Genomic DNA, 24,926 nt, shown 5'->3' on the forward strand with positions numbered 1-24,926 from the left:
GAATTAGGAGGTGTAAACATGGCTAAAAAAGTTGCTGCAGTTGTCAAGATACAGTTACCTGCAGGAAAGGCTACACCAGCTCCACCAGTAGGTACAGCTCTTGGACCACATGGTGTCAATATAATGGGTTTTTGTAAGGAGTTTAATGAAAAGACGGCAAAACAAGCTGGTTTGATCATTCCTGTAGTTATTACCATATATGCAGATAGGTCATTTTCATTCATCACTAAGACACCACCTGCGGCTGTGCTTTTAAAGAAGGCTGCTGGCATTGAAAGTGGTTCACCACAGCCTAACAAGCAAAAAGTCGCAAAGATTTCAAAGGATAAAGTAAGAGAAATAGCAGAACTGAAGATGAAAGACTTAAATGCATCAGATATTGAGGCAGCTATGAGAATGATAGCTGGTACTGCGAGAAGCATGGGTATTGAAATTGAACAGTGATTGTTAAGTGGGAGGACTTATGTCCGAAAAATACCACAAGGAGGTAAAGTATAGTATGAAACATGGTAAAAAATATTTAGATAGTGTGAAATTAATAGACAAGACAAGATTGTATGATGCAAATGAAGCCGTTGATTTGGTTTTGAAGACTGCAAAGGCAAAATTTGATGAGACGGTTGATCTGTCGGTAAGGCTTGGCGTCGATCCAAGACATGCGGATCAACAGGTCAGAGGAACTGTAATACTTCCTCACGGAACAGGTAAAACGGTTCGAGTTTTAGTTTTTGCAAAAGGCGATAAAGCAAAAGAGGCTGAAGCTGCTGGTGCTGAATATGTCGGAGCTGAAGAATTAGTTGCAAAGATTCAAAATGAAAACTGGTTTGACTATGATGTTGTTATAGCTACGCCAGATATGATGGGTGTTGTAGGTAGACTTGGTAAGGTCTTAGGACCAAAAGGCTTAATGCCAAACCCAAAAGCGGGTACAGTCACATTTGATATTGAGAAGGCAGTAAAAGACGTGAAAGCTGGTAAAATTGAGTACAGAGTTGACAAAAATTCAATAATCCATGTACCTATTGGAAAAGTTTCTTTTGGACAAGAGAAATTGGTTGAGAATTTTAAGACGATAATGGATGCTATAATAAGATCTAAACCTGCAGCAGCAAAAGGACAATATTTGAGAAGCGTTGTCCTCTCATCGACGATGGGACCTGGAATCAAGGTTAATCCGCAAAGAATCGTGTGATAGCTGTTGACATAAAACCATAATAGTGATATACTCTTAAAGTAAAATTGAAAACTTACCGTAGACAGTAGGTGTGGCAACACATAAATCCTACCGAGGTTTTTGATAAAGCAAAGAAGGATCCTCATGTCTACGGTGGATCCTTTTAATATTTAAGACGGGAGGTGTAAGTTTGAGCACAGCGAGGGAAGCTAAGGAAAAAGTTGTTAGCGAGTTTAAAGATAAACTGGGAAGAGCACAATCCGTCATATTTACCAGCTATAGTGGATTGACAGTGGAAGACGATACTGCTTTAAGGAGAAAGTTTAAAGAAGCCAACGCTGAATATAAAGTATACAAAAATACTTTGATGTGGCGTGCGGCACAAGAACTGGGTTACACTGACTTAAAAAAGTACTTAGAAGGACCGACATCAGTATCTTTTGGGTACGATGATCCTGTTACACCTGCTAAAATTCTGGTTGAATTCTTAAAGAACAATAAAGGCTTAGAATTAAAAGCAGGTATTGTAGATGGCAAGATAGTGGGACCAGAAGAAATAAAAGCGCTGTCCGAATTGCCATCGAAAGAAGAACTTATTGCAAAAGCACTTGGCAGCATGAAGGCACCTATAAACAACCTTGTGTATGTATTGTCTGGTACATTGAGAAGTCTTGTAATAGCTTTAAATGCTGTTAAAGAGAAAAAAGAAGCACAATAACACAATAAAAATAAAAATGGAGGTATATGTAATGAATAAGGAAGAAATCTTAGAAGCCATAAAAAATATGACAGTATTAGAATTAGCTGATTTAGTAAAAGCTTTGGAAGAAGAGTTTGGAGTTTCAGCAGCAGCACCTGTTGCTGTAGCAGCAGCACCTGCAGCAGGAGCAGCAGCAGCACCTGCTGAGGAGAAGACTGAATTTGATGTTATATTGTCAGATGTAGGTTCAGAAAAAATAAAAGTAATAAAAGTTGTTAGAGAGGTTACAAATCTTGGCTTAAAAGAAGCAAAAGACCTTGTTGAAGGTGCTCCAAAGCCAATTAAAGAAGGCGTAAGCAAAGATGAAGCAAATCAGATAAAAGCAAAATTTGAAGAAGTTGGAGCAAAAGTAGAAATAAAATAATTAAAATAAGTGTATTTTTAGGGAAAAAAGCATTCGTTAAGAGTGCTTTTTTTCTTTTAATTGAATATCTCTTATTGACATGCTTTTGCCATTGTGGTAATATTATATATTGCATTAACAGTGTCATTTATTACATAAATTAAAATACGACAAGAAAATTTTTTATAGCATGTAAATAATAGAATATTTGTATGTATTCTGGTAAATAATAATTATGTCTTTCTGTATATTATCCAAAAGCTTTCTCTTTTGGTTATTTTAAATTTATAAGGGGTGAAGTGGATGTTACATCCTGTTGATGCCGGCTACAAGAAGCGAATGAGCTTTGCAAGGATTGAAGAAGTCTTGGATATGCCTAATTTGATCGAAGTTCAAAAAAATTCCTATAAGTGGTTTTTGGAAGAAGGTTTAAGGGAAGTTTTCCGAGACATTTCTCCAATTGAGAGTTTTACCGGCAATTTGTCTTTAGAATTTCTAGACTATAAGCTTGATGACAATCCTAAATACTCTGTAGAGGAATGCAAAGATAGGGATACTACTTATGCGGCACCAATGAAAGTAAAGGTAAGATTGACTAATCGCGATACCGGTGAAATCAAGGAATCAGAAGTTTTTATGGGTGATTTTCCTTTGATGACCGACAAAGGCACTTTCATAATAAATGGTGCAGAGCGTGTCATCGTCAGTCAGTTGGTGAGATCGCCAGGAGTATATTACGAACAACAGTTTGATAAATTAGGGAAAAAGCTATTTTTTGCAACTGTTATACCAAATAGAGGTGCATGGCTGGAATACGAAGAAGATTCAAATGATATCTTTTCTGTTAGAATAGACAGGACGAGGAAAGTTCCAATTACTGTTTTTTTAAGGGCTTTAGGTTATGGGACAGATGCACAGATATTAGATCTTTTTGGAGAAGATGAAAGGATAAAAGCAACACTTGATAAAGATACTACGAAATCTGAAGAAGAAGGTTTGCTTGAGGTATATAAAAGATTGAGGCCTGGTGAACCACCTACAGTTGAAAGCGCTAAAAGTTTGTTATACTCTTTATTCTTTGATCCAAAAAGATACGACCTCGCGCATGTTGGTCGTTATAAATTTAATAAAAAGCTTGCACTAAGTTCAAGGCTGACAAATCAAAAGGCTGCTACAAAGATAGTTAATCCACTGACGGGTGAAATCATTGTTGAGGAAGGTCAAAGAATATCAAGAGAGACTGCTAAAAAAATCCAGGATTGCGGTATAAATGAAGTTGAAGTGCTTGTTGAAGGAAGACCAGTGAAGATAATTGGCAATAATACTGTTGATATTAATGAATATCCGCTTTCTTTTGATGTTTCAGATCTAAAGATAAAAGAGAAAGTTCATTTGACTGTTTTAAAAGAGATCCTTAATAATTTTTCAAGCGAAGATGAGATAAAAAATGAGATAAGAAGAAGATTGGACGAATTAATACCTAAACATATTACTAAAGATGATATAATTGCTTCTGTAAATTACAATTTAAATCTTTCCTACGGTGTTGGATTTGTTGATGATATTGATCACCTTGGGAATAGAAGGCTTAGATCAGTTGGCGAATTGCTTCAAAATCAGTTTAGAATAGGTCTATCAAGGATGGAAAGAGTAGTTAGGGAAAGAATGACTATACAGGATGTCAGCGAAATTACTGCTCAAAATTTGATAAATATTAGGCCTGTTGTTGCTGCAATTAAGGAGTTTTTTGGAAGTTCACAGCTTTCACAGTTTATGGATCAGACAAATCCCCTTGCAGAGCTGACTCACAAGAGAAGATTAAGTGCATTAGGTCCTGGAGGACTAAGTAGAGAAAGAGCCGGAATGGAAGTTAGGGATGTCCATCACACGCATTACAGCAGGATGTGTCCTATAGAAACGCCTGAAGGACCAAACATAGGACTTATAGGTTCTCTTGCTACATATGCAAGGATTAATGAATATGGATTTATTGAAGCTCCTTATAGAAAAGTGGATAAATCGACAGGTAAAGTTCTCAATGAGATTGTGTATATGACTGCAGATGTGGAAGATGAATATGTAATCGCTCAAGCAGATGAGCCTCTTGATGAAGAAAATAGATTTATAAATGAGAGAGTTACAGTCCGCTCAAAAGACGATATTTTGTCAGTGCCCAGAGAAGAAGTGGATTTTATGGATGTTTCACCGAAACAGGTGGTTTCTGTCGCTACCGCAATGATTCCTTTTTTGGAAAATGACGATGCAAACAGGGCTCTGATGGGTTCAAACATGCGGAGGCAGGCTGTTCCGCTTCTTGTTCCGCAGGCACCTATCGTTGGAACTGGAATTGAGTACAAAGCTGCCAGGGATTCAGGTGTTGTAAATATTGCCAGAAACAGTGGGATAGTAGAAAGAGTTACAGCAGATAAAATAGTCATAAAGACAGATGATGGAAGACGAGACGAGTACGAACTTCTTAAATTTAAGAGGTCAAACCAGGGAACTTGCATAAATTGTAGACCGATAGTAAATGAAGGGGATCGTGTTGAAAAAGGACAGGTTATAAGCGATGGACCTTCTACAGAGTTGGGTGAAATTGCACTTGGACGCAATGTATTGGTTGGATTTATGCCTTGGGAAGGTTACAATTACGAGGATGCTATTTTAATTAGCGAAGAACTTGTAAAAGAAGATGCTCTTACATCTATCCATATTGAGGAATACGAATCAGAAGCCAGAGATACGAAATTAGGACCTGAAGAAATAACAAGGGATATTCCCAATGTTGGCGAAGAAGCATTAAAGGATTTAGACGAGAGAGGAATCATACGCATCGGTGCAGAGGTTACGGCTGGAGATATTCTCGTAGGGAAAGTGACTCCAAAAGGTGAAACAGAGCTTACTGCAGAAGAAAGACTATTAAGAGCTATATTTGGAGAGAAAGCAAGGGAAGTCAGAGATACTTCTTTAAGAGTTCCACATGGTGAAGGCGGTATAGTTGTAGATGTCAAAGTGTACACGAGAGAAAATGGCGATGAACTGCCTCCAGGAGTAAATGAGATGGTGAGAGTTTTTATCGCACAGAAAAGGAAGATATCTGTCGGCGATAAGATGGCAGGTAGGCACGGAAACAAAGGTGTCGTTTCAAGGATACTTCCTGTTGAGGATATGCCATTTTTACCCGATGGTACACCACTTCAGATTTGTTTGAACCCTCTTGGTGTTCCTTCCCGTATGAATATCGGTCAGGTTCTGGAAGTCCACTTGGGACTTGCAGCAAAAGCTTTGGGGTGGTACATGGCTACGCCGGTATTTGATGGTGCCCATGAGGAAGATATACAAGAGCTGCTTGAAAAAGCGGGATTCTCGCCAGATGGAAAGATACAGCTTTACGATGGAAGAACAGGTGAACCTTTTGACCATCCAGTTACTGTTGGATATATGTACATGCTCAAGTTGCATCACCTTGTTGATGATAAAATGCATGCTAGGTCTACAGGGCCATATTCGCTTGTCACACAACAGCCACTTGGCGGTAAAGCACAGTTTGGTGGTCAGAGATTTGGTGAGATGGAAGTATGGGCGCTTGAAGCATACGGTGCTGCTCATACATTGCAAGAGATACTTACAGTTAAGTCTGATGATATAACGGGACGTGTTAAAACATACGAATCTATAGTCAAAGGTGAAAATATACCAGAACCAGGTGTTCCAGAGTCATTTAAGGTTCTTGTTAAAGAGTTGCAAAGTCTTTGCCTTGATGTTAAAGTATTGACGGAAGATAATCAAGAAGTAGCACTAAAAGAATTTGAAGATGACGACGATGATGACATTTCAGAAGATACGATAAACATCAATATTGAGGGAAGAGAAGATGCGCCGCCAGAAGTAAATTATGGCGAAGAATTTAACGAAGATTTTGATGAAGATAAGGATGCATTTGACGATCTTAACTTTGAACCTAACGATATAGACTTTGGCGATAGTGACAGCTTTGATGATGATTATGATTTATAAAATTATTATGAAGGGAGCGAAACTCCTTGTTTGAGCTTAAAAATTTTGATTCGATGAAAATAGGACTTGCTTCACCCGAAAAGATAAGGGAATGGTCAAGAGGTGAAGTGAAAAAACCTGAGACTATAAATTACAGGACCTTAAAGCCAGAAAGAGAAGGATTGTTTTGTGAAAAGATATTTGGACCTACGAAGGACTGGGAATGCCATTGTGGCAAGTACAAGAGAGTAAGATACAAAGGTGTTATATGTGATAGATGTGGCGTTGAGGTTACGAGGTCGAAAGTTAGACGTGAAAGAATGGGGCATATTGAACTTGCTGCCCCTGTTTCCCATATATGGTATTTCAAGGGCATACCAAGCCGCATGGGACTGATACTTGACATGTCGCCGAGAGCCCTTGAAAAAGTTTTGTATTTTGCGTCTTATGTCGTGATAGATCCCGGTGAGACTAACCTTTCTAAAAAGCAGCTTTTAAGCGAGAAAGAGTACAGAGAGTATTTAGATAAGTACGGCAATAAGTTTAAAGCAGGCATGGGTGCCGAGTCTATAAAAGAACTTCTCCAAGAGATAGACCTTGAGAAATTGTCAAAAGAGTTAAAGGCTGAAATTAGGGAGTCAACGGGTCAAAAGCGCGTCAGAGCAATAAGAAGATTAGAAGTTGTGCAAGCATTTTTGGATTCAGGCAATAAGCCTGAATGGATGATACTTGACGTCATACCTGTAATTCCACCTGACTTAAGACCAATGGTTCAATTGGATGGTGGAAGGTTTGCAACATCGGATTTGAACGATCTTTATAGAAGGGTCATAAATAGAAACAATAGATTGAAAAGACTTCTTGACTTAGGCGCTCCTGACATCATAGTCAGAAATGAGAAGAGAATGTTGCAGGAAGCTGTTGATGCCCTTATTGATAATGGCAGAAGAGGAAGACCAGTTACAGGTCCTGGCAACAGACCACTGAAGTCTTTGTCTGATATGCTAAAAGGTAAGCAAGGAAGGTTTAGGCAAAACTTGTTAGGTAAGAGGGTAGACTATTCTGGACGTTCTGTTATAGTAGTTGGCCCGGAATTAAAGCTTTATCAGTGCGGTCTTCCTAAAGAGATGGCTCTTGAGCTTTTCAAGCCTTTTGTGATGAAAAGGCTTGTTGACAAAGGAATAGCACAGCATATAAAAAGCGCAAAGAGAATGGTTGAGAAAGTCCGCCCAGAAGTGTGGGATGTTTTAGAAGATGTAATCAAAGAGCATCCAGTTCTTTTAAACAGAGCACCTACACTACACCGTTTAGGCATACAGGCATTTGAACCTGTCTTAGTAGAAGGCAGAGCTATAAAGCTTCATCCTTTGGTATGTACAGCTTACAACGCTGACTTTGATGGAGACCAGATGGCAGTCCACGTTCCTTTGACTGTAGAGGCGCAAGCAGAAGCAAGATTTTTAATGTTGGCTGCTAATAACATATTAAAGCCACAGGATGGAAAGCCTGTCATGACACCTACTCAAGATATGGTTTTAGGGTGCTACTATCTGACAGGCGATGAAGACGGCGTCTTAGGTGAAGGCAGACTATTTAAAGATTATGAAGAAGCTCTTATGGCCTATCAATTAGGTCAAATAAACATCCATGCTAAGATAAAAGTGAGAATGAAGAGAGAGGTAAATGGCGAGATCAAGACTAAAGTTATCGAGACCACTATAGGAAAACTTATATTTAATTCAGCTATTCCTCAAGATTTAGGTTTTGTAGATAGGACAAATCCTGATACCATGTTTGATTTGGAAGTATCTACATTAGTCGATAAGTCGAAATTAGGCAAGATATTGGACAGAGTATACAGAGTGCATGGACCTACAAAGACCGCTGAAACCTTAGACAAGATAAAAGCTTTAGGATATCAATATTCTACTAAGGCTGCATTGACTGTTAGCGTTTCTGATATGGCAATACCTGAAGAGAAGAAGACCCTTTTAAATGAAGCTGACGAAGCAGTTAAGAAAATAGATGCTCAGTTTAGGCGTGGTCTCATTTCAGAAGAAGAAAGGTACGAAAGCGTCATTAGAACGTGGAACATGACGACAGAAAAAGTAAGTGACGCTCTCATGGCTAATCTTGATAGATTCAATCCTATATTCATGATGGCTCATTCAGGTGCAAGAGGTAGCAAAAATCAGATAAAGCAGTTAGCTGGTATGAGAGGATTGATGGCTAACCCTGCAGGTAGGATAATTGAGCTTCCTATAAGGTCTAACTTTAGAGAAGGACTCAACGTTTTGGAATTCTTTATTTCTACTCACGGTGCCAGAAAGGGCTTAGCTGATACAGCTTTAAGAACTGCCGACTCAGGTTATTTAACACGAAGGCTTGTAGATGTAAGCCAGGATGTGATAATCAGGGAAGATGATTGCGGCACAGATGAAGGAATTTACGTAACTGAGATTAAGGAAGGCAATGAAGTAATAGAAAAGCTTGCAGATAGATTAAGCGGAAGAATATCATTGGAAGACATAAAAGATCCTATTACAGGCGAAATAATAGTAAAGAAAAATACGATGATTTCTGAAGAAGATGCAGAGAGGATTGAAGAATTAGGCATCAAAAAGGTTAAGATAAGATCGCTTTTGACGTGCAAATCAAAACATGGCGTCTGCAGGATGTGCTATGGAAGGAACTTGGCTACCGGTTCACAAGTTGAGATTGGCGAGGCTGTCGGTATAATCGCAGCGCAGGCTATAGGAGAACCAGGTACACAGCTTACAATGAGGACTTTCCATACCGGCGGTGTTGCTGGTGCTGATATAACACAAGGTTTACCGAGGGTTGAAGAGTTGTTTGAAGCGAGAAAGCCAAAAGGATTAGCTGTCATATCTGAGATACCAGGTATTGTCAAAATAAATGAAACCAAAAAGAAGAGAGAAGTTGTAATAACAGACAATGAAAATAATATTTCAAAGACATACCTTATACCTTACGGATCAAGGCTTAAAGTTCAAGATGGCCAGTACATCGAAGCAGGCGACGAGCTTACAGAAGGATCTGTAAATCCGCATGATATATTGAAGATAAAAGGATTATTTGCGGTTCAGACGTATTTATTGCAGGAAGTTCAAAAAGTATATAGACTACAAGGTGTTGAAATAAACGACAAACACATCGAGGTAATAATACGTCAAATGATGAGGAAGATTAAGATTGAAGATTCTGGAGATACATCAATGATGCCTGGTGAACTGGTAGATATGTTTGCTTTTGAGGAAGAAAACAGAAAGGCCTTGGAGAAAGGCTTAAGGCCAGCTTCAGGAACGAGAGCCCTTTTAGGAATCACAAAAGCTGCACTTGCTACAGATTCATTCTTATCTGCTGCATCATTCCAAGAGACAACCAGAGTTTTGACTGATGCAGCTATAAAAGGAAAGGTTGATCCTTTGATAGGTCTTAAGGAAAATGTCATAATTGGTAAACTGATTCCGGCAGGAACTGGTTTGTCAAGGTACAGAAACATTGTCGTTAAGACTGCAGGTCAATCAGAAAGTGAAGAAAATGCTGCTGAAAGTGATAATGTGGAGGCAGATGTAAAATAATATCTATTGTTGACAGAGATTGACCTTAATGATAAAATATTTAAGTGTGTTAAAAACTACTTCCATGTAGGGAGGAAGAACTTAATGAGTTCAAGTAAAAGCAGTTCTTCTAAAATGGTTATAGGAGCGAAGCAGACATTTAAAGCCGTTACAAATGATAAAGCTGCTAAAGTATATATTGCTCGGGATGCTGAAGAACATGTAACTAAAAAAATCATTGATGCTTGTAATTCAAAGTCTATCGAAATAGTTTATATAGACACAATGAGTGAATTAGGTGATATGTGCGGCATTGATGTTGGAGCAGCTACTGCTGCTGAATTAAAGTAAGAGCAATCAGATTTATCCCCTATTTAGGGGATAAATCTTCTAAAAATTGGAAGGAGGTGGAATGATGCCGACAATCAATCAATTAGTAAGAGAAGGAAGAAAGAAAGTTAAATATAAATCTGCATCCCCGGCATTAAAAGGTAATCCTCAAAAGAGGGGTGTTTGCACAGTTGTTAAAACTACAACACCAAAGAAGCCAAACTCTGCTTTAAGAAAGATAGCAAGGGTAAGACTTGTCAATAACACTGAAGTTACAGCATATATACCGGGTATTGGTCATAATCTTCAAGAGCACTCTGTTGTACTTATAAGAGGTGGAAGGGTAAAAGATTTGCCTGGTGTTAGATACAAAATTATAAGAGGAACACTTGATGCAGCTGGAGTTGCAAACAGGAAACAAGCTCGCTCGCAATATGGTGCTAAAAAACCTAAATGATAGGAGGGATAGTGAATGCCTAGAAAAGGCTATGTAGCAAAACGCGATGTGCTACCAGATCCAGTATATAATAGCAAAAAAGTGACAAAGTTAATAAATAAGATAATGTACAGTGGCAAGAGAGGTATAGCACAGAAGATATGCTACGGTGCATTTGATTTAATACGCGAAAAAACTGGTAGAGATCCATTAGAAGTATTTGAAGAGGCATTGAACAATGTCATGCCTGTTCTTGAAGTAAAGCCGAGACGTGTAGGTGGTGCTACTTACCAAGTACCTGTTGAGGTAAGGTCTGAGAGAAGGCAAACTCTTGGAATCAGATGGATCATTGACTTTGCAAGAAAAAGAAGCGGAAGGACAATGGTTGAGAAGTTAGCAGCTGAAATCATGGATGCGGCAAATAATACAGGTGCTAGCGTCAAGAAAAGAGAAGATACACATAAAATGGCTGAAGCAAATAAAGCATTCGCACATTACAGATGGTAATGATGGTGATGGTAGTGTGTATTATATGGGCAGGAAAGGAGGATATAAATGCCTAGAGATTACAGCTTAGATAAAGTTAGGAATATTGGAATAATGGCGCATATAGATGCTGGCAAAACTACTACTACCGAAAGAATACTGTTTTATACAGGGAAAGTCCATAAAATAGGTGAAGTGCATGAGGGAAATGCTACAATGGACTGGATGGAGCAAGAGCAGGAAAGAGGTATTACGATAACTTCTGCTGCTACAACATGCTATTGGAAAGATCATAAGATAAATATAATAGATACGCCGGGACACGTGGACTTTACAGTTGAGGTAGAGCGCTCTTTAAGAGTGTTAGATGGTGCAGTTGCAGTCTTTTGCGCAAAGGGTGGCGTTGAGCCACAATCAGAGACGGTTTGGAGACAGGCTGATAAGTACAGAGTCCCAAGATTGGCTTACGTAAATAAGATGGACATAATGGGTGCGGACTTTTTTAATGTAATTAAAATGATGAAAGAAAGATTGAACGCAAATCCTGTAGCGATACAGCTTCCTATAGGGAAAGAGGATACGTTTGTTGGGATTATTGACTTGATTAAGATGCGCGCTATCATATACGAAGATGATTTAGGAACAGTGTCAGACGAAGTTGAGATTCCTGCAGATTTAAAGGATTTAGCGGAAGAGTATAGAGAAAAGCTATTAGAAGCTGTTTCAGAGCAAGATGAAGTTTTGATGGAAAAATACTTAGAAGGTCAAGAGATTACAGAAGAGGAAATACACGCTGCTTTAAGAAAGGGAACTATCAACAACGAGCTGGTGTGCGTAACTTGTGGTTCTTCTTACAAGAACAAAGGTGTTCAGCCTATGCTGGATGCTGTCGTAAGGTATTTGCCATCTCCTATAGATATTCCTGCTGTAAAGGGCATGAAGCTTAATAGCGATGAGGAGATAGAGAGAAAGGCAGATGACAACGAACCATTTTCAGCACTTGCTTTTAAGATAATGGCTGACCCTTACGTTGGAAAGCTTGCGTTTTTTAGAGTATATTCAGGAACTTTGGAAGCAGGTTCATATGTTTTAAATTCCACAAAAGGGAAGAAAGAGAGAATAGGAAGAATTCTCCAGATGCACGCTAACCACAGGAAGGAAATTGACAAAGTTTATACAGGTGATATAGCTGCAGCAGTTGGACTGAAAGATACAACTACAGGAGATACATTGTGCGATGAAAATCAGCCTATTCTATTAGAGTCAATGGAGTTTCCTGAACCTGTTATAAGAGTTGCAATAGAGCCAAAAACTAAAGCTGCTCAGGATAAAATGGCAGTAGCTCTTCAAAAACTGGCTGAAGAAGATCCTACATTTAAGACGTACACAGATCAAGAGACAGGCCAGACTATTATAGCTGGTATGGGCGAATTGCACTTGGAAATCATAGTCGACAGAATGAAGAGAGAATTTAATGTAGAGTGCAACGTTGGTAAACCACAAGTTGCATACAAAGAGACTATAACAAAACCTGTACGTGTGGAAGGAAAATTCATAAGACAGTCAGGTGGACGTGGTCAGTATGGTCATGTATGGCTTGAAATGGAGCCTTTAGAGAGAGGTCAAGGGTATCAATTTGAAAATAAGATAGTCGGTGGTGTCATACCAAAAGAATACATTCCTTCAGTAGATGCCGGTGTGCAGGAAGCAATGGAAAATGGCATCCTTGGAGGATACGAAGTTGTTGACGTTAAAGTTTCATTAGTTGACGGTTCATACCATGAAGTCGACTCATCTGATATGGCATTTAAGATAGCAGGTTCAATGGCTTTCAAAGAAGGTATGAAAAAGGGCGGAGCTGTTCTTTTAGAGCCTATAATGGAAGTGGAAGTCGTTGTTCCTGAGGAATATATGGGCGACGTAATGGGTGACATAAACTCAAGACGTGGAAGAATCGAAGGTATGATGGATAGAGCTGGTGCGAAAGTCATAAGAGGCATGGTTCCACTGGCTGAAATGTTTGGATATGCTACAGACCTTCGTTCAAAAACTCAAGGAAGAGGTACTTATACGATGCAATTTAGCCATTATGAAGAAGTACCTAAAAACATTGCTGATCAAATATTAGAAAAAAAATAAAAAAATTAATGTAAGGAGGAAAAGAAATGGCAAAGCAAAAATTCGAAAGAAAGAAACCCCATGCAAACATAGGGACAATAGGACACGTAGACCATGGCAAAACGACATTAACATCAGCAATAACGATAGTATTGTCAAAACAAGGAATGGCACAAGCGACAGCATACGATGAAATAGACAAAGCACCAGAAGAAAAAGCAAGAGGAATCACAATAAACACAATGCACGTAGAGTACGAGACAGAGAAAAGGCACTATGCCCATGTTGACTGTCCAGGACACGCAGACTACGTAAAGAACATGATAACAGGAGCAGCGCAGATGGACGGAGCGATACTGGTAGTATCAGCAGCAGACGGTCCAATGCCACAGACAAGAGAGCACATCCTGTTAGCAAGACAGGTAGGCGTGCCATACATTGTAGTATTCTTAAACAAAGCAGACATGGTAGACGACCAAGAATTAATCGAATTAGTAGAGATGGAAGTAAGAGAGCTCTTAAATGAATATGAATTCCCAGGAGATGACACACCGATAGTAGTAGGTTCAGCATTAAAAGCAATGGAATGCGGATGTGGACAAAGAGACTGTCAATGGTGTGGCAAGATATGGGACTTAATGGATGCAGTTGACAGTTATATACCAACACCAGAAAGAGACGTAGACAAACCATTCCTGATGCCGGTAGAAGATGTATTCACGATAACAGGAAGAGGAACAGTTGCAACAGGAAGAGTAGAGAGAGGCAAGTTAAAAGTAGGAGACGAAGTAGAGATAATAGGATTATCAGACGAAAGCAAGAAGACAGTAGTAACAGGGGTAGAGATGTTCAGGAAGACGCTGGATGAAGCAGAAGCAGGAGATAACATAGGAGTATTGTTAAGAGGAGTAACAAGAGAAGAAGTAGAAAGAGGACAAGTCTTAGCGAAACCAGGGTCGGTAAAACCGCACACGAAATTTGAAGGACAAGTATACGTGTTAACAAAAGAAGAAGGCGGAAGACACACACCATTCTTCAATGGATACAGACCGCAGTTCTACTTCAGGACAACAGACGTAACAGGAGTAATAGAATTACCAGAGGGCGTAGAGATGGTAATGCCCGGAGACCACGTAACGATGACAATAGAATTAATAACACCGATAGCGATGGAAGAAGGATTAAAATTTGCTATAAGAGAAGGCGGACACACAGTAGGAGCCGGTGTTGTTTCCAAGATTCTTGCTTAAGAAAAAATGTGCTAATAGCATAAGCTATTAGCACATAACTATTGTTTTGTCAAGACTTGAAATAATGCGGTCTTTAAGGTAAACTAATAAAGTTGGACGGATTTTTTACAGAGTTGAAAACGCGCGGATGAGTGTATATGGAATTAATGATTGCTTATATAGAAGGAGGGAATAATTATGCCCAAACAGAAAATTCGCATAAGATTAAAAGCTTTTGATCATATGGTGTTAGATCAATCTGCTGAAAAGATTGTTGAAACGGCAAAGAGAACAGGCGCAGAAGTGTCAGGACCTATACCACTTCCTACGGAAAGAGATGTAATTACAATACTGAGAGCGCCACATAAATACAAAGATTCGAGAGAACAGTTTGAAACAAGGACACACAAGAGACTTATTGACATATTAAGCCCAACACCTAAAACTGTAGATGCATTAATGAGATTGGATTTACCAGCGGGTGTCGATATAGAGATAAAATTATAAAATTAGGAAATTATGACGCGAAAGCGTCCGATGATTTCAGGAGGGTAGAAGATGAAAAAGGCAATATTAGGTAAAAAACATGGAATGACACAGATATTTGTGGGAAACGAAATGATACCAGTTACAGTTGTAGAAGCAGGTCCATGTGTAGTTGTTCAAAAAAAGACTAAAGAAAATGATGGATACGATGCTATACAAGTTGGTTTCGGTGATGTAAAAGAAAAAAGATTGATAAAGCCTTTAAAGGGTCATTTTGCGAAAGCAAATGTGCCATTTAAAAAGTATTTAAGAGAGTTTAGGTTAGATGATATATCATCCTATGAAGTTGGCAGTGAAATAAAAGCTGACATATTTTCTGTTGGTGACAGGGTCGATGTAATTGGAACGTCAAAGGGTAAAGGATTTGCAGGTGTCGTAAAAAGGTACAATGCCAATAGAGGACCTATGGCCCATGGTTCTAAATACCATAGAAGACCGGGTTCGATGGGAGCTAGTTCAGATCCTTCAAGGACATTTAAAGGCAAAAGACTTCCAGGTCATATGGGAAATGAAAGAGTTACTATCCAAAATTTAGAGGTAGTAAAAGTTGATCCTGAAAAGAATTTGCTGCTTATTAAAGGTTCAGTGCCAGGAGTTAAGGGTTCGCTCCTTATGATAAGAGACACTGTTAAGAGCAAATAACGAAAGGAGGAAAATAGATGCCGAAGGTAGCGGTTTACAATATAAATGCAGAACAAATTGGTGAAATTGAATTGAGTGACAATGTATTTGGTGTTGAAGTAAATGTACCTGTCATGCATGAAGCGGTTTTAAATTATTTGGCAAACCAAAGACAGGGTACTCATTCAACAAAAAGACGTGGCGAAGTTAGAGGTGGCGGTATTAAGCCGTGGAGACAAAAAGGTACCGGTAGAGCTCGTCAAGGAAGTATAAGAGCACCACAATGGGTAAAAGGTGGCGTTGTTTTTGGGCCGAAACCAAGAGATTACAGTTACAACATTCCAAAGAAGGTTAAGAGGCTTGCATTAAAATCAGCGTTATCTTCAAAAGTAAGAGACAATGAGATAATAGTCATTGATGATATTAATATAGATGAGCCAAAAACTAAAAAAATTGCCGAGATGCTTAAAAAGTTTGATGTAAAGAATGCGCTTATTGTCATTCCTGATGGCAAGGAAAATGTTATTTTGTCATCCAGGAACATACCAAATGTAAAGGCTGTTTTTGCAAATAGCTTGAACACATACGATGTATTAAAATACGACAGATTTATAATTACAAAAGATGCGGTTAATAAAGTTGAGGAGGTGTATGCTTGATGGATGCAAGAGATATAATCTTAAAACCGGTTATTACGGAAAAAAGCATGAATCTAATGAATGAGAGAAAATACACCTTCATCGTCGATAAAAATGCGAATAAGATTCAGATAAAGCAAGCTGTTGAAGAATTATTTGGTGTCGATGTTGAAAAAGTCTATACAATGAATTATATGGGTAAGTTAAAAAGAGTAGGTAGAAATGTCGGCAGGACTAATAGCTACAAAAAGGCTATCGTGAAACTAAAACCAAACAGCAAAGGAATTGAATTCTTTGAAGGACTGCAAGCGTAAGAGATCTATTTAAGGAGGGAAAACAATGGGTATAAAAAAATACAATCCTACATCACCTGGTAGGAGGCAAATGACTGTATTGACATTTGAAGAAATTACAAAAGATAAACCAGAAAAGTCATTGACAGTCAGTCTCAACAAAACAGGTGGACGCAATGTATACGGCAGGATAACTGTTCGTCATCGTGGCGGCGGGCACAAAAGAAAATACAGGATCATTGATTTTAAAAGAGATAAAGATGGTGTACCAGGAAAAGTAGCTTCAATAGAGTACGATCCAAACAGATCAGCATTTATTGCGCTTATCCACTATCTTGATGGTGAAAAAAGATATATTATAGCGCCGCATGGTTTAAAAGTCGGTGATATAGTAGAGTCTGGTGAAAATGTTGATATTAAAGTAGGCAATGCGCTTCCACTAAGTCATATTCCAGTTGGTACATTTATTCATAATATCGAATTGGTAGCTGGTAAAGGTGGACAGTTGGTTAGAGCGGCTGGCTCTATGGCTCAATTGATAGCAAAAGAAGGGGATTATGTACAGGTAAGAATGCCGTCATCAGAAGTAAGGCGTATTAGATCCAATTGTAGAGCTACAATCGGACAAGTATCTAATTTAGATCATGAGAATGTAACGATTGGTAAAGCTGGTAGGTCAAGATGGTTAGGTATAAGGCCTACAGTCAGAGGTTCTGTAATGAATCCTGTTGATCACCCACATGGCGGTGGTGAAGGTAAGGCACCTATAGGACATCCAGGACCAATGACTCCATGGGGCAAACCTGCTCTTGGATATAAGACACGTAAGAAAAACAAGTCTACTAATAAAATGATAGTAAAAAGTCGCAAAGCTTAGTTGGGAAGGGAGGCTGTAATTTTGAGTAGATCCTTAAAAAAAGGCCCTTATGTTGATGAAAAACTCTTGAAAAAGATAGAAGAAATGAATAAGAAGAATGAAAAAAAGGTTTTGAAGACATGGTCAAGGAGTTCCACTATATTCCCACAGATGGTTGGTCATACTATAGCAGTACACGACGGTAGAAAGCATGTACCTATCTATATAACAGAGGATATGGTTGGTCATAAGTTAGGGGAATTTGCTCCAACACGTACGTTCCACGGCCATGCAGATACTGAAAAGTCTTCAAAAGTACAATAGGCAAAGGAGGTAATAGTGTGGAAGCGAAAGCAGTCGCAAAATATGTAAGAATTTCACCTCAAAAAGCAGGCCTTATTATGAATTTAATACGCGGTAAGGATGTCAATGAAGCGTTAGCGATATTAAAGTTTACTCCAAATAAGGCGGCAGGTATAGTGGAAAAAGTTTTAAAATCAGCTATTGCAAACGCTGAAAACAACTTAGGACTTGATAGAGACAACCTTTATGTTGCTAAAGCTGTTGCTGATCAAGGTCCTATAATGAAGAGAATGATGCCGAGAGCGATGGGTAGATCAAATCTGATGAGAAGAAGAACGAGCCATATAACAGTAGTAGTTGATGAAAAATAAAGGAGGGATAAAATGGGTCAAAAGATTAATCCTCGTGGCTTAAGAGTTGGTGTTTCACAAGATTGGTATGCAAAGTGGTTTGCAAAGGATAAAGATTTTAGCGATCTTTTGATTGAAGATATTAAGATAAGAGACTATATAAAGAATAAAATCTATGCATCGGGTGTGCCGAAAATAGAAATAGAAAGAGCAGCTAACAGGATAAAGATTGATGTTTATACTGCAAAGCCTGGCATGGTAATAGGAAAAGGTGGAGCAGGTATTGAAGAATTGAGACAAGAAATCGAAAAAATGACGAATAAAAAAGTCGTCATAAACATCGTTGAGGTAAAGAATCCAGAGTTGGATGCACAGTTAGTGGCTGAAAACATAGCTTCACAATTAGAAAGAAGAATTTCATTCAGACGTGCAATGAAGCAATCTATAGCGAGAGCAATGAAACAAGGTGCTAAGGGTATAAAGATTGCGTGTTCAGGAAGATTGGCAGGAGCTGAAATTGCTCGTACTGAAAGATACCATGAAGGTGTTGTGCCACTACAGACATTAAGAGCTAACATTGATTATGGATTTGCGGAAGCAAATACAACATATGGCAAGATCGGCGTTAAAGTTTGGATTAACAAAGGAGAGATATTGCCACAGCCGAAGAAACAGGTAACAGCGGAAGGAGGCAAATAACCATGTTGATGCCTAAGAGAGTAAAATACAGGAAACAGCAAAGAGGCAGGATAAAAGGCAACGCTACAAGAGGAAATACAGTAACTTATGGAGATTACGGTTTACAAGCGCTTGAAGGTGGCTGGATAACGGCGGTTCAAATAGAGGCTGCCAGGGTTGCTATGACAAGGTATATAAAGAGAGGCGGAAAAGTTTGGATAAAAATTTTCCCAGATAAACCTGTAACGGAAAAACCTGCAGAGACACGTATGGGTTCTGGTAAGGGATCACCTGAATACTGGGTAGCCGTAGTGAAGCCGGGAAGAGTGCTTTTTGAGATAGCTGGTGTAAATGAGGATGTTGCAAGGGAAGCTTTAAGATTAGCTAAGCACAAACTGCCTATAAAAACGAAGTTCGTAAAACGTGAAGAATTGGGTGGTGAAGAGAATGAAGGCTAAAGAGATTAGAGAATTGACAGACGAAGAATTATTGCAGAAGCTTTCCGATTTAAAGGGAGAACTTTTTAACCTTAGGTTTCAACTTGCCACTGGACAATTGGACAATCCTATGAGAGTTAGAGATGTCAGAAAGTCTATAGCAAGAATAAAGACGATCTTAAGAGAAAGAGAACTTGGCAAGTTGAATGCATAGAAAGGAGGATTTAAATTGGAAAGAGGCATGAGAAAAGTTAGAATAGGAAAAGTTGTCAGCAACAAGATGCAGAAGACGATAGTTGTTGCTGTAGAAGATAGAATAAGACATCCACTGTACAACAAGATAGTAAGACGTACGAAGAAGTTTAAGGCACACGATGAAAACAATCAATGTAATATTGGGGATATAGTTAAGATAATGGAAACTAGGCCTTTAAGCAAAGAAAAAAGATGGAGGCTTGTTGAGATAATTAAAAAGGCAGAATGACTGAAAGGAGGTATTTGAGATGATACAGCCTCAAACAATATTAAAAGTTGCAGACAATACTGGTGCTAAAGAGATTATGTGTATACATTTGATGGGTGGTTCAACGAGAAAATTCTCTAATATAGGTGATATAATAGTTGCTTCTGTCAAAAGTGCAACACCCGGAGGTGTTGTAAAAAAAGGCGATGTAGTAAAAGCTGTCATAGTTAGAACAAAGAAAGGCATTGCCAGAAAAGATGGTACTTATATAAGATTCGATGATAACGCTGCTGTTATAATAAAAGACGATTTGCAGCCAAGAGGAACTCGTATATTTGGACCAGTTGCCAGAGAATTAAGGGAAAAAGACTTTATGAAGATAATTTCACTTGCACCGGAAGTTCTATAAGGAGGTGTAACAATTGGAGAGAAAAAAACTTCACGTTAAAACAGGTGATATAGTCACAGTAATATCTGGGAAAGATAAAGGGAAAAAAGGCAAAGTTCTTAAAGCATTGCCAAAAGAAGGCAAGGTTTTAGTTGAAGGTGTAAATGTAGTAACAAAGCATAAAAGAGCAAGAAGTCCACAGGATCAAGGTGGAATAATACATCAAGAAGCACCTATCTTTGCATCTAAAGTAATGTTATACTGCAACAATTGCGGTAAAGGAGTCAGATATGGTGTTAAAATTCTTGCTGATGGTGAGAAGATAAGATACTGCAAAAAGTGTGGAGAGACATTGTAAGTGAAAGGAGGTTTATCATGGCAAGGCTTAGAGATAAATATGTAAATGAAGTAGTACCTGCTCTTATGGAGAAGTATTCTTACAAAAATATAATGCAAGTGCCGAAATTGGAGAAGATAGTTTTAAATATAGGACTTGGTGAAGCAAGAGAAAATCCTAAAGCGATTGAGGCAGCTTCAAATGATTTGGCTGTAATAACAGGTCAGAAGCCTGTGGTTACAAGAGCGAAGAAGTCAATAGCTAATTTTAAAATTCGTGCAGGCATGCCAATAGGTGTTAAAGTCACTTTAAGAGGCGAAAGAATGTATGAATTTGCAGATAAGCTGTTTAATGTAGCACTGCCAAGAGTTAGAGATTTCAGAGGACTTCCTACAAAATCTTTTGATGGTAGAGGAAATTACTCATTCGGCATAAAAGAGCAGCTTATATTCCCTGAGATAGATTATGACAAGATTGATAAAGTTAGAGGAATGGATATAATTTTTGTAACGACAGCAAAGAATGATGAAGAAGCGAGAACACTCTTGGAGCTTATGGGAATGCCGTTTGCTAAGTAAAGGAGGTATATAAATGGCCAGAAAGGCATTGATATTGAAGCAAAAAAAGACCCCTAAATTTAGTACAAGAGCTTATAACAGGTGTAAAATTTGTGGACGTCCACATGCATATATAAGAAAATATGGAATATGCCGTGTTTGCTTTAGAGAATATGCTCATCAAGGCATTATTCCAGGCGTAAAAAAGGCAAGCTGGTAAGAGGGGAGGTATTGAAATGACAGATCCAATCGCAGATATGCTTACACGTATAAGGAATGCAAACATAGTTAGACATGAAACAGTTGAAATACCAGCATCAAACACAAAAAGAGCGATAGCAATGATAATGCTTCGCGAAGGGTTTATTAAAGCAGTTGAGGAAATAGATGATGGTAAACAAGGTATATTAAAGATTACACTTAAATATGGACCGAATAAAGAAAGAGTAATATCAGGGCTTAAAAGGATAAGCAAACCGGGTTTAAGAGTTTATGCAAAAAGCAATGAAATTCCAAGAGTCTTAGGTGGTCTTGGTATGGCTATAATATCAACATCAAAAGGTATAATGACAGATAAAGAAGCTAAAAAAGAGGGTGTCGGAGGAGAAGTTCTCTGCTATATCTGGTAATTCTAAATAGGAGGTGTAAAGCGTGTCTAGAATAGGAAAACAACCAGTTGAAATACCAAAAGACGTAACAGTTACAGTAAACAACAATCACGTTGTAGTGAAAGGACCGAAAGGTACTCTTGAAAGAGATTTTCCAAATTTAGTTAATATAGCTGTCGAAGATAATAAAGTAATAGTAACGAGAAGCAGCGATGATAAAGAAGCAAGAGCTATGCATGGTACGACAAGAGCCTTGATTCAGAACATGGTAAAAGGTGTTAGCACAGGTTATGAGAAAAGCCTCGAGATCGTAGGAGTAGGTTATCGTGTTGCAAAGCAAGGGAAAAAGATAGTCTTAACTGTTGGATATTCACATCCTGTAGAAATTGAAGAAGAGCCAGGCATAGAGTTCGTTGTTGATGGAACAAACAAGATAACGGTAAAAGGCATTGATAAACAAAGAGTTGGTGAAGTGGCTGCGAACATAAGAAAGGTAAGACAACCAGATGCATACAAAGGAAAAGGCATAAGGTATGTTGGTGAATATGTAAGGCTTAAAGAAGGCAAAACAGGTAAGAAGTAAGGGGTGATAAAATGATATCAAAAATTGATAGGCAAATGACACGTAAAAGACGTCATCTTAGAGTGAGAAAAAAAATATCAGGGACAAGTGAAAGACCTAGACTTAGCGTGTACAAAAGTTTAAGCCATATATATGCACAATTAATTGATGATGTAAATGGAGTTACATTGGCCCATGCATCAACATTAGACCCCGAGCTTAAGAGTATTGCGAAGGGAGCTAACAAAGAGTCGGCAAAATTAGTAGGAAAGCTGATTGCTAAGAAGGCGATTGAAAAAGGAATAAAAGATGTTGTTTTCGATCGTGGCGGATATGTGTACCATGGTGTTGTAAAAGAATTAGCAGACGCTGCAAGAGAAGGCGGTTTGAATTTTTAATAAGGAGGGAAATCATGGCTCGTATTGATATATCGAATCTTGACTTAAAAGAGAGAGTTGTAAGCTTAAATCGTGTTGCTAAAGTCGTCAAAGGTGGAAGAAATTTTAGATTTAGCGCAACGGTAGTTGTTGGAGATCCTGATAAAGGGTATGTAGGAGTAGGAACTGGAAAATCTGCAGAAATTCCTGAAGCAATCAGAAAAGCTGTAGAGGATGCAAAAAAACACTTGATCAAAGTTCCTATAGTAGGTACAACAATTCCACATGACGCTGTTGGAGTTTTTGGAGCAGGAAAGGTTTTGTTAAAACCAGCAAAGGAAGGTACAGGAGTTATCGCCGGGGGACCTGTGCGTGCAGTTCTTGAGTCAGCGGGCATTAAAGATATTTTGACAAAATCTTTGGGTTCAGCCAACTCTACAAACATGGTATATGCTACAATTGAAGGTTTGAAATCATTAAAAACTGCTGAAGAAGTTGCTAAATTGCGCGGAATTCCTGTTGAGCAATTGCTTGGATAGGAGGATTGAAATGGCAAAATTAAAAGTGACATTAGTTAGAAGCACAATAGGACGTCAGAAGTCACAAATAGATACAGTTAGAGCTTTGAAATTAGGAAAAATAGGCAGTAGCTCGGTTTTAGATGATATACCACAAGTAAGAGGAATGATAAACAAGGTTAGACATCTGGTCAAAGTTGAAGAAGTAAATGAATAGGAGGTGTAGACGTTGAGACTTCATGATTTAAAACCTGCAGAAGGTTCAAGAAAGGAAAGAAAAAGAGTTGGAAGAGGCATAGGTTCAGGCTTAGGAAAAACATCAGGTCGCGGACATAAAGGCCAAAAGGCAAGAAGTGGTGGAAATATTAGACCAGGCTTTGAAGGTGGACAGATGCCTTTGACAAGGCGTTTACCAAAAAGAGGGTTTACTAACATATTTAAAAAGGAATACGCTATCGTCAACTTAAGCCTGCTTGATAATTTTGAAGATGGAACTGTTGTAACTCCAGAGCTCTTAATCGAGAGAGGAATTATCAAAAAAGTCAAAGATGGTGTCAAGATTTTGGGTTCGGGCGATCTCAGCAAAAAATTAACTGTAAAAGCACACAAGTTCAGCAAATCTGCTATAGATAAGATAGAATCAATAGGGGGAAAGGCAGAGGTGATATAAATGCTAAACAGCCTTGTCAATGCTTGGAAAGTTGCAGACATTAGAAAGAAGATAATATACACAGTTTTAATGCTTTTGGTTTTTAGACTTGGATCACATATACCAGTTCCTGGTATTGATCCAAATCAAATCAAAAACATACTTGGACAAGGAACGCTTTTCGGGTTTTTTGATATAATTTCAGGCGGTGCATTCCGTGATTTTACAATATTCGCTATGAGTATTATTCCTTACATCAATGCATCAATCATTATGCAGCTATTGACTATAGCGATACCTTCATTGGAGCAAATGGCGAAGGAAGGCGAAGAAGGCAGAAAGAAGATTGCGCAATACACTCGCTATATGACAGTTGTATTGGCATTAATTCAGGCTATAGGTATGACTATAGGACTTAGAAGTGCGGTTATTCAACCTAATTTCTTAAATTTGACGATTATCGTATTGACATTGACAGCAGGTACATCCTTCTTGATGTGGCTTGGTGAGAGAATAACAGAAAATGGTGTTGGTAATGGCAGTTCGCTCATAATCTTCGCTGGTATTCTGGCCAGAATACCAAATATGGTATACACTACTGTGCAATATGTTGGTGCGGGAACTGCAAATATATTTGGTGCAATAGCCTTTTTGATCGTGATACTTGTGATGGTTGTCTCAATCATTCTGATGTCTGAAGGGCAAAGGAGAATACCTGTCCAATATGCAAAAAGAGTAGTAGGTCGTAAAGTATACGGAGGACAATCAACACACATACCGATAAGAATAAACATGGCTGGTGTAATTCCTCTAATATTTGCACTATCACTTCTGCAATTTCCCCAGCAGATAGCTACGTTTTTTCCAAAATCAGCATTTTACGCTTTTACAGAAAAATGGCTTGGAACGAATGGTTGGATATATAATATATTAAATGTTCTCCTTATAATTTTCTTTACCTACTTCTACACTGCGATAATATTTAATCCTATTGAGATTTCTGACAACATGAAAAAATATGGTGGTTTTATTCCGGGAATTAGACCTGGAAAACCGACAACGGATTTCATTACAAGAGTAATGAACAGAGTAACTTTTGTGGGATCAATATTCTTAGCATTAGTTGCAGTGCTTCCTGTAATAATGATGAACGCGACTGGTTTACAGTTGTACTTTGGCGGTACGGCATTGTTGATTGCTGTTGGTGTAGCACTAGAAACAATGAAGCAGATAGAAGGACAGCTCATAATGCGTAACTACCAGGGATTCTTGAGATAGTCAGGGGGAGAATA

General features: G+C 38.5%; 33 protein-coding genes and 1 other annotated feature. All 33 genes read left to right on the forward strand.

Features of this window, described 5'->3' with window-relative positions; all coding sequences use genetic code 11:
* Positions 1–18: 18 nt before the first annotated feature.
* The 33 genes from rplK to secY all read left to right on the forward strand — a co-directional run bounded on the left by rplK (position 19) and on the right by secY (position 24,912).
* Positions 19–444 (forward strand): 50S ribosomal protein L11, encoded by a 426-nt coding sequence (gene rplK, locus THEXY_RS01675; RefSeq protein ID WP_013787138.1) that lies wholly within the window; start codon positions 19–21, stop codon positions 442–444.
* Positions 445–499: 55 nt separating this feature from the next.
* On the forward strand, positions 500–1,192 hold the full coding sequence (rplA, locus tag THEXY_RS01680) for a 50S ribosomal protein L1 (RefSeq protein WP_041592050.1): 693 nt from the start codon (positions 500–502) through the stop codon (positions 1,190–1,192).
* Between the two features lie 40 nt (positions 1,193–1,232).
* Positions 1,233–1,350, forward strand: a sequence feature (ribosomal protein L10 leader region).
* Positions 1,351–1,364: 14 nt separating this feature from the next.
* Positions 1,365–1,892, forward strand: a complete 528-nt coding sequence (rplJ, locus tag THEXY_RS01685) for a 50S ribosomal protein L10 (protein ID WP_013787140.1) — start codon at positions 1,365–1,367, stop codon at positions 1,890–1,892.
* A gap of 31 nt (positions 1,893–1,923) precedes the next feature.
* On the forward strand, positions 1,924–2,298 hold the full coding sequence (gene rplL, locus THEXY_RS01690) for a 50S ribosomal protein L7/L12 (protein WP_013787141.1): 375 nt from the start codon (positions 1,924–1,926) through the stop codon (positions 2,296–2,298).
* Between the two features lie 282 nt (positions 2,299–2,580).
* Complete coding sequence (rpoB, locus tag THEXY_RS01695) at positions 2,581–6,294, forward strand: DNA-directed RNA polymerase subunit beta (protein ID WP_013787142.1); 3,714 nt, start codon at positions 2,581–2,583, stop codon at positions 6,292–6,294.
* A 26-nt stretch (positions 6,295–6,320) separates the two neighbouring features.
* Positions 6,321–9,875 (forward strand): DNA-directed RNA polymerase subunit beta', encoded by a 3,555-nt coding sequence (rpoC, locus tag THEXY_RS01700; RefSeq protein WP_013787143.1) that lies wholly within the window; start codon positions 6,321–6,323, stop codon positions 9,873–9,875.
* A gap of 84 nt (positions 9,876–9,959) precedes the next feature.
* Positions 9,960–10,205 (forward strand): ribosomal L7Ae/L30e/S12e/Gadd45 family protein, encoded by a 246-nt coding sequence (locus THEXY_RS01705; protein WP_013787144.1) that lies wholly within the window; start codon positions 9,960–9,962, stop codon positions 10,203–10,205.
* Between the two features lie 64 nt (positions 10,206–10,269).
* A complete protein-coding gene (rpsL, locus tag THEXY_RS01710) occupies positions 10,270–10,641 on the forward strand; it encodes a 30S ribosomal protein S12 (RefSeq protein ID WP_013787145.1) in 372 nt (123 codons plus the stop codon).
* 15 nt (positions 10,642–10,656) lie between these two features.
* The gene (rpsG, locus tag THEXY_RS01715) at positions 10,657–11,127 is read left to right on the forward strand and encodes a 30S ribosomal protein S7 (RefSeq protein ID WP_013787146.1); all 471 of its coding nucleotides are present in this window, start codon (positions 10,657–10,659) and stop codon (positions 11,125–11,127) included.
* Between the two features lie 48 nt (positions 11,128–11,175).
* Positions 11,176–13,245 (forward strand): elongation factor G, encoded by a 2,070-nt coding sequence (fusA, locus tag THEXY_RS01720; protein ID WP_013787147.1) that lies wholly within the window; start codon positions 11,176–11,178, stop codon positions 13,243–13,245.
* A gap of 26 nt (positions 13,246–13,271) precedes the next feature.
* Positions 13,272–14,474 carry an elongation factor Tu gene (gene tuf / locus THEXY_RS01725; RefSeq protein WP_013787148.1) on the forward strand — a complete coding sequence of 401 codons (1,203 nt, stop codon included), beginning with the start codon at positions 13,272–13,274 and terminating at the stop codon, positions 14,472–14,474.
* A 177-nt stretch (positions 14,475–14,651) separates the two neighbouring features.
* Positions 14,652–14,960 carry a 30S ribosomal protein S10 gene (gene rpsJ / locus THEXY_RS01730; protein WP_013296976.1) on the forward strand — a complete coding sequence of 103 codons (309 nt, stop codon included), beginning with the start codon at positions 14,652–14,654 and terminating at the stop codon, positions 14,958–14,960.
* Between the two features lie 51 nt (positions 14,961–15,011).
* Positions 15,012–15,641, forward strand: coding sequence for a 50S ribosomal protein L3 (rplC, locus tag THEXY_RS01735; protein ID WP_013787149.1), 630 nt, complete (start codon positions 15,012–15,014; stop codon positions 15,639–15,641).
* 17 nt (positions 15,642–15,658) lie between these two features.
* Complete coding sequence (gene rplD / locus THEXY_RS01740; RefSeq protein ID WP_013787150.1) at positions 15,659–16,279, forward strand: 50S ribosomal protein L4; 621 nt, start codon at positions 15,659–15,661, stop codon at positions 16,277–16,279.
* Entirely contained in the window at positions 16,279–16,572 is a 294-nt protein-coding gene (rplW, locus tag THEXY_RS01745) for a 50S ribosomal protein L23 (protein ID WP_013787151.1), read from the forward strand. The genes rplD and rplW overlap by 1 nt, the downstream gene beginning before the upstream one ends.
* A gap of 25 nt (positions 16,573–16,597) precedes the next feature.
* A complete protein-coding gene (rplB, locus tag THEXY_RS01750) occupies positions 16,598–17,428 on the forward strand; it encodes a 50S ribosomal protein L2 (protein WP_013787152.1) in 831 nt (276 codons plus the stop codon).
* Between the two features lie 21 nt (positions 17,429–17,449).
* Positions 17,450–17,731, forward strand: coding sequence for a 30S ribosomal protein S19 (gene rpsS / locus THEXY_RS01755; protein WP_013787153.1), 282 nt, complete (start codon positions 17,450–17,452; stop codon positions 17,729–17,731).
* A gap of 17 nt (positions 17,732–17,748) precedes the next feature.
* Complete coding sequence (gene rplV, locus THEXY_RS01760; protein WP_013787154.1) at positions 17,749–18,081, forward strand: 50S ribosomal protein L22; 333 nt, start codon at positions 17,749–17,751, stop codon at positions 18,079–18,081.
* A gap of 12 nt (positions 18,082–18,093) precedes the next feature.
* The gene (gene rpsC, locus THEXY_RS01765) at positions 18,094–18,759 is read left to right on the forward strand and encodes a 30S ribosomal protein S3 (protein WP_013787155.1); all 666 of its coding nucleotides are present in this window, start codon (positions 18,094–18,096) and stop codon (positions 18,757–18,759) included.
* Positions 18,760–18,761: 2 nt separating this feature from the next.
* A complete protein-coding gene (gene rplP, locus THEXY_RS01770; RefSeq protein WP_013787156.1) occupies positions 18,762–19,196 on the forward strand; it encodes a 50S ribosomal protein L16 in 435 nt (144 codons plus the stop codon).
* Entirely contained in the window at positions 19,186–19,389 is a 204-nt protein-coding gene (gene rpmC / locus THEXY_RS01775; protein ID WP_013296985.1) for a 50S ribosomal protein L29, read from the forward strand. The genes rplP and rpmC overlap by 11 nt, the downstream gene beginning before the upstream one ends.
* Before the next feature lie 15 nt (positions 19,390–19,404).
* On the forward strand, positions 19,405–19,659 hold the full coding sequence (gene rpsQ, locus THEXY_RS01780) for a 30S ribosomal protein S17 (protein WP_013787157.1): 255 nt from the start codon (positions 19,405–19,407) through the stop codon (positions 19,657–19,659).
* A gap of 19 nt (positions 19,660–19,678) precedes the next feature.
* Positions 19,679–20,047: a 50S ribosomal protein L14 gene (gene rplN, locus THEXY_RS01785; protein WP_013296987.1), complete on the forward strand. Its 369-nt coding sequence runs from the start codon at positions 19,679–19,681 to the stop codon at positions 20,045–20,047.
* Between the two features lie 13 nt (positions 20,048–20,060).
* Positions 20,061–20,384, forward strand: coding sequence for a 50S ribosomal protein L24 (gene rplX / locus THEXY_RS01790; RefSeq protein WP_013787158.1), 324 nt, complete (start codon positions 20,061–20,063; stop codon positions 20,382–20,384).
* A 17-nt stretch (positions 20,385–20,401) separates the two neighbouring features.
* On the forward strand, positions 20,402–20,941 hold the full coding sequence (rplE, locus tag THEXY_RS01795) for a 50S ribosomal protein L5 (RefSeq protein ID WP_013787159.1): 540 nt from the start codon (positions 20,402–20,404) through the stop codon (positions 20,939–20,941).
* Positions 20,942–20,954: 13 nt separating this feature from the next.
* A complete protein-coding gene (locus tag THEXY_RS01800; protein ID WP_013296990.1) occupies positions 20,955–21,140 on the forward strand; it encodes a type Z 30S ribosomal protein S14 in 186 nt (61 codons plus the stop codon).
* A 10-nt stretch (positions 21,141–21,150) separates the two neighbouring features.
* Positions 21,151–21,549, forward strand: a complete 399-nt coding sequence (gene rpsH / locus THEXY_RS01805; protein ID WP_041592051.1) for a 30S ribosomal protein S8 — start codon at positions 21,151–21,153, stop codon at positions 21,547–21,549.
* A gap of 22 nt (positions 21,550–21,571) precedes the next feature.
* Entirely contained in the window at positions 21,572–22,111 is a 540-nt protein-coding gene (gene rplF, locus THEXY_RS01810; RefSeq protein WP_013787161.1) for a 50S ribosomal protein L6, read from the forward strand.
* Positions 22,112–22,122: 11 nt separating this feature from the next.
* Positions 22,123–22,488, forward strand: coding sequence for a 50S ribosomal protein L18 (gene rplR / locus THEXY_RS01815; RefSeq protein WP_013787162.1), 366 nt, complete (start codon positions 22,123–22,125; stop codon positions 22,486–22,488).
* A gap of 14 nt (positions 22,489–22,502) precedes the next feature.
* Positions 22,503–23,006 (forward strand): 30S ribosomal protein S5, encoded by a 504-nt coding sequence (gene rpsE / locus THEXY_RS01820; protein ID WP_013787163.1) that lies wholly within the window; start codon positions 22,503–22,505, stop codon positions 23,004–23,006.
* A 10-nt stretch (positions 23,007–23,016) separates the two neighbouring features.
* Positions 23,017–23,202 carry a 50S ribosomal protein L30 gene (rpmD, locus tag THEXY_RS01825; protein ID WP_013787164.1) on the forward strand — a complete coding sequence of 62 codons (186 nt, stop codon included), beginning with the start codon at positions 23,017–23,019 and terminating at the stop codon, positions 23,200–23,202.
* A 12-nt stretch (positions 23,203–23,214) separates the two neighbouring features.
* Positions 23,215–23,655 carry a 50S ribosomal protein L15 gene (gene rplO, locus THEXY_RS01830; protein ID WP_013787165.1) on the forward strand — a complete coding sequence of 147 codons (441 nt, stop codon included), beginning with the start codon at positions 23,215–23,217 and terminating at the stop codon, positions 23,653–23,655.
* On the forward strand, positions 23,656–24,912 hold the full coding sequence (gene secY, locus THEXY_RS01835) for a preprotein translocase subunit SecY (RefSeq protein WP_013787166.1): 1,257 nt from the start codon (positions 23,656–23,658) through the stop codon (positions 24,910–24,912). It abuts the gene before it with no gap.
* Positions 24,913–24,926: the final 14 nt, after the last annotated feature.

The sequence above is a fragment of the Thermoanaerobacterium xylanolyticum LX-11 genome, assembly GCF_000189775.2.
In the GTDB taxonomy this organism is placed as follows: Bacteria; Bacillota; Thermoanaerobacteria; order Thermoanaerobacterales; family Thermoanaerobacteraceae; genus Thermoanaerobacterium; species Thermoanaerobacterium thermosulfurigenes.

Coding starts and splice junctions, on each gene's coding strand:
- rpmD (WP_013787164.1), top strand. CDS start 23,017: ATGGCAAAATTAAAAGTGACATTAGTTAGAAGCACAATAGGACGTCAG.
- rpsE (WP_013787163.1), top strand. CDS start 22,503: ATGGCTCGTATTGATATATCGAATCTTGACTTAAAAGAGAGAGTTGTA.
- rplW (WP_013787151.1), top strand. CDS start 16,279: ATGGATGCAAGAGATATAATCTTAAAACCGGTTATTACGGAAAAAAGC.
- rpsL (WP_013787145.1), top strand. CDS start 10,270: ATGCCGACAATCAATCAATTAGTAAGAGAAGGAAGAAAGAAAGTTAAA.
- rplK (WP_013787138.1), top strand. CDS start 19: ATGGCTAAAAAAGTTGCTGCAGTTGTCAAGATACAGTTACCTGCAGGA.
- rplN (WP_013296987.1), top strand. CDS start 19,679: ATGATACAGCCTCAAACAATATTAAAAGTTGCAGACAATACTGGTGCT.
- rplE (WP_013787159.1), top strand. CDS start 20,402: ATGGCAAGGCTTAGAGATAAATATGTAAATGAAGTAGTACCTGCTCTT.
- rpsC (WP_013787155.1), top strand. CDS start 18,094: ATGGGTCAAAAGATTAATCCTCGTGGCTTAAGAGTTGGTGTTTCACAA.
- rpmC (WP_013296985.1), top strand. CDS start 19,186: ATGAAGGCTAAAGAGATTAGAGAATTGACAGACGAAGAATTATTGCAG.
- rplD (WP_013787150.1), top strand. CDS start 15,659: ATGCCGAAGGTAGCGGTTTACAATATAAATGCAGAACAAATTGGTGAA.
- rplP (WP_013787156.1), top strand. CDS start 18,762: ATGTTGATGCCTAAGAGAGTAAAATACAGGAAACAGCAAAGAGGCAGG.
- rplR (WP_013787162.1), top strand. CDS start 22,123: ATGATATCAAAAATTGATAGGCAAATGACACGTAAAAGACGTCATCTT.
- fusA (WP_013787147.1), top strand. CDS start 11,176: ATGCCTAGAGATTACAGCTTAGATAAAGTTAGGAATATTGGAATAATG.
- rplA (WP_041592050.1), top strand. CDS start 500: ATGAAACATGGTAAAAAATATTTAGATAGTGTGAAATTAATAGACAAG.
- rpoB (WP_013787142.1), top strand. CDS start 2,581: ATGTTACATCCTGTTGATGCCGGCTACAAGAAGCGAATGAGCTTTGCA.
- rplB (WP_013787152.1), top strand. CDS start 16,598: ATGGGTATAAAAAAATACAATCCTACATCACCTGGTAGGAGGCAAATG.
- secY (WP_013787166.1), top strand. CDS start 23,656: ATGCTAAACAGCCTTGTCAATGCTTGGAAAGTTGCAGACATTAGAAAG.
- tuf (WP_013787148.1), top strand. CDS start 13,272: ATGGCAAAGCAAAAATTCGAAAGAAAGAAACCCCATGCAAACATAGGG.
- rplC (WP_013787149.1), top strand. CDS start 15,012: ATGAAAAAGGCAATATTAGGTAAAAAACATGGAATGACACAGATATTT.
- rpsG (WP_013787146.1), top strand. CDS start 10,657: ATGCCTAGAAAAGGCTATGTAGCAAAACGCGATGTGCTACCAGATCCA.
- rpsJ (WP_013296976.1), top strand. CDS start 14,652: ATGCCCAAACAGAAAATTCGCATAAGATTAAAAGCTTTTGATCATATG.
- THEXY_RS01705 (WP_013787144.1), top strand. CDS start 9,960: ATGAGTTCAAGTAAAAGCAGTTCTTCTAAAATGGTTATAGGAGCGAAG.
- rplL (WP_013787141.1), top strand. CDS start 1,924: ATGAATAAGGAAGAAATCTTAGAAGCCATAAAAAATATGACAGTATTA.
- THEXY_RS01800 (WP_013296990.1), top strand. CDS start 20,955: ATGGCCAGAAAGGCATTGATATTGAAGCAAAAAAAGACCCCTAAATTT.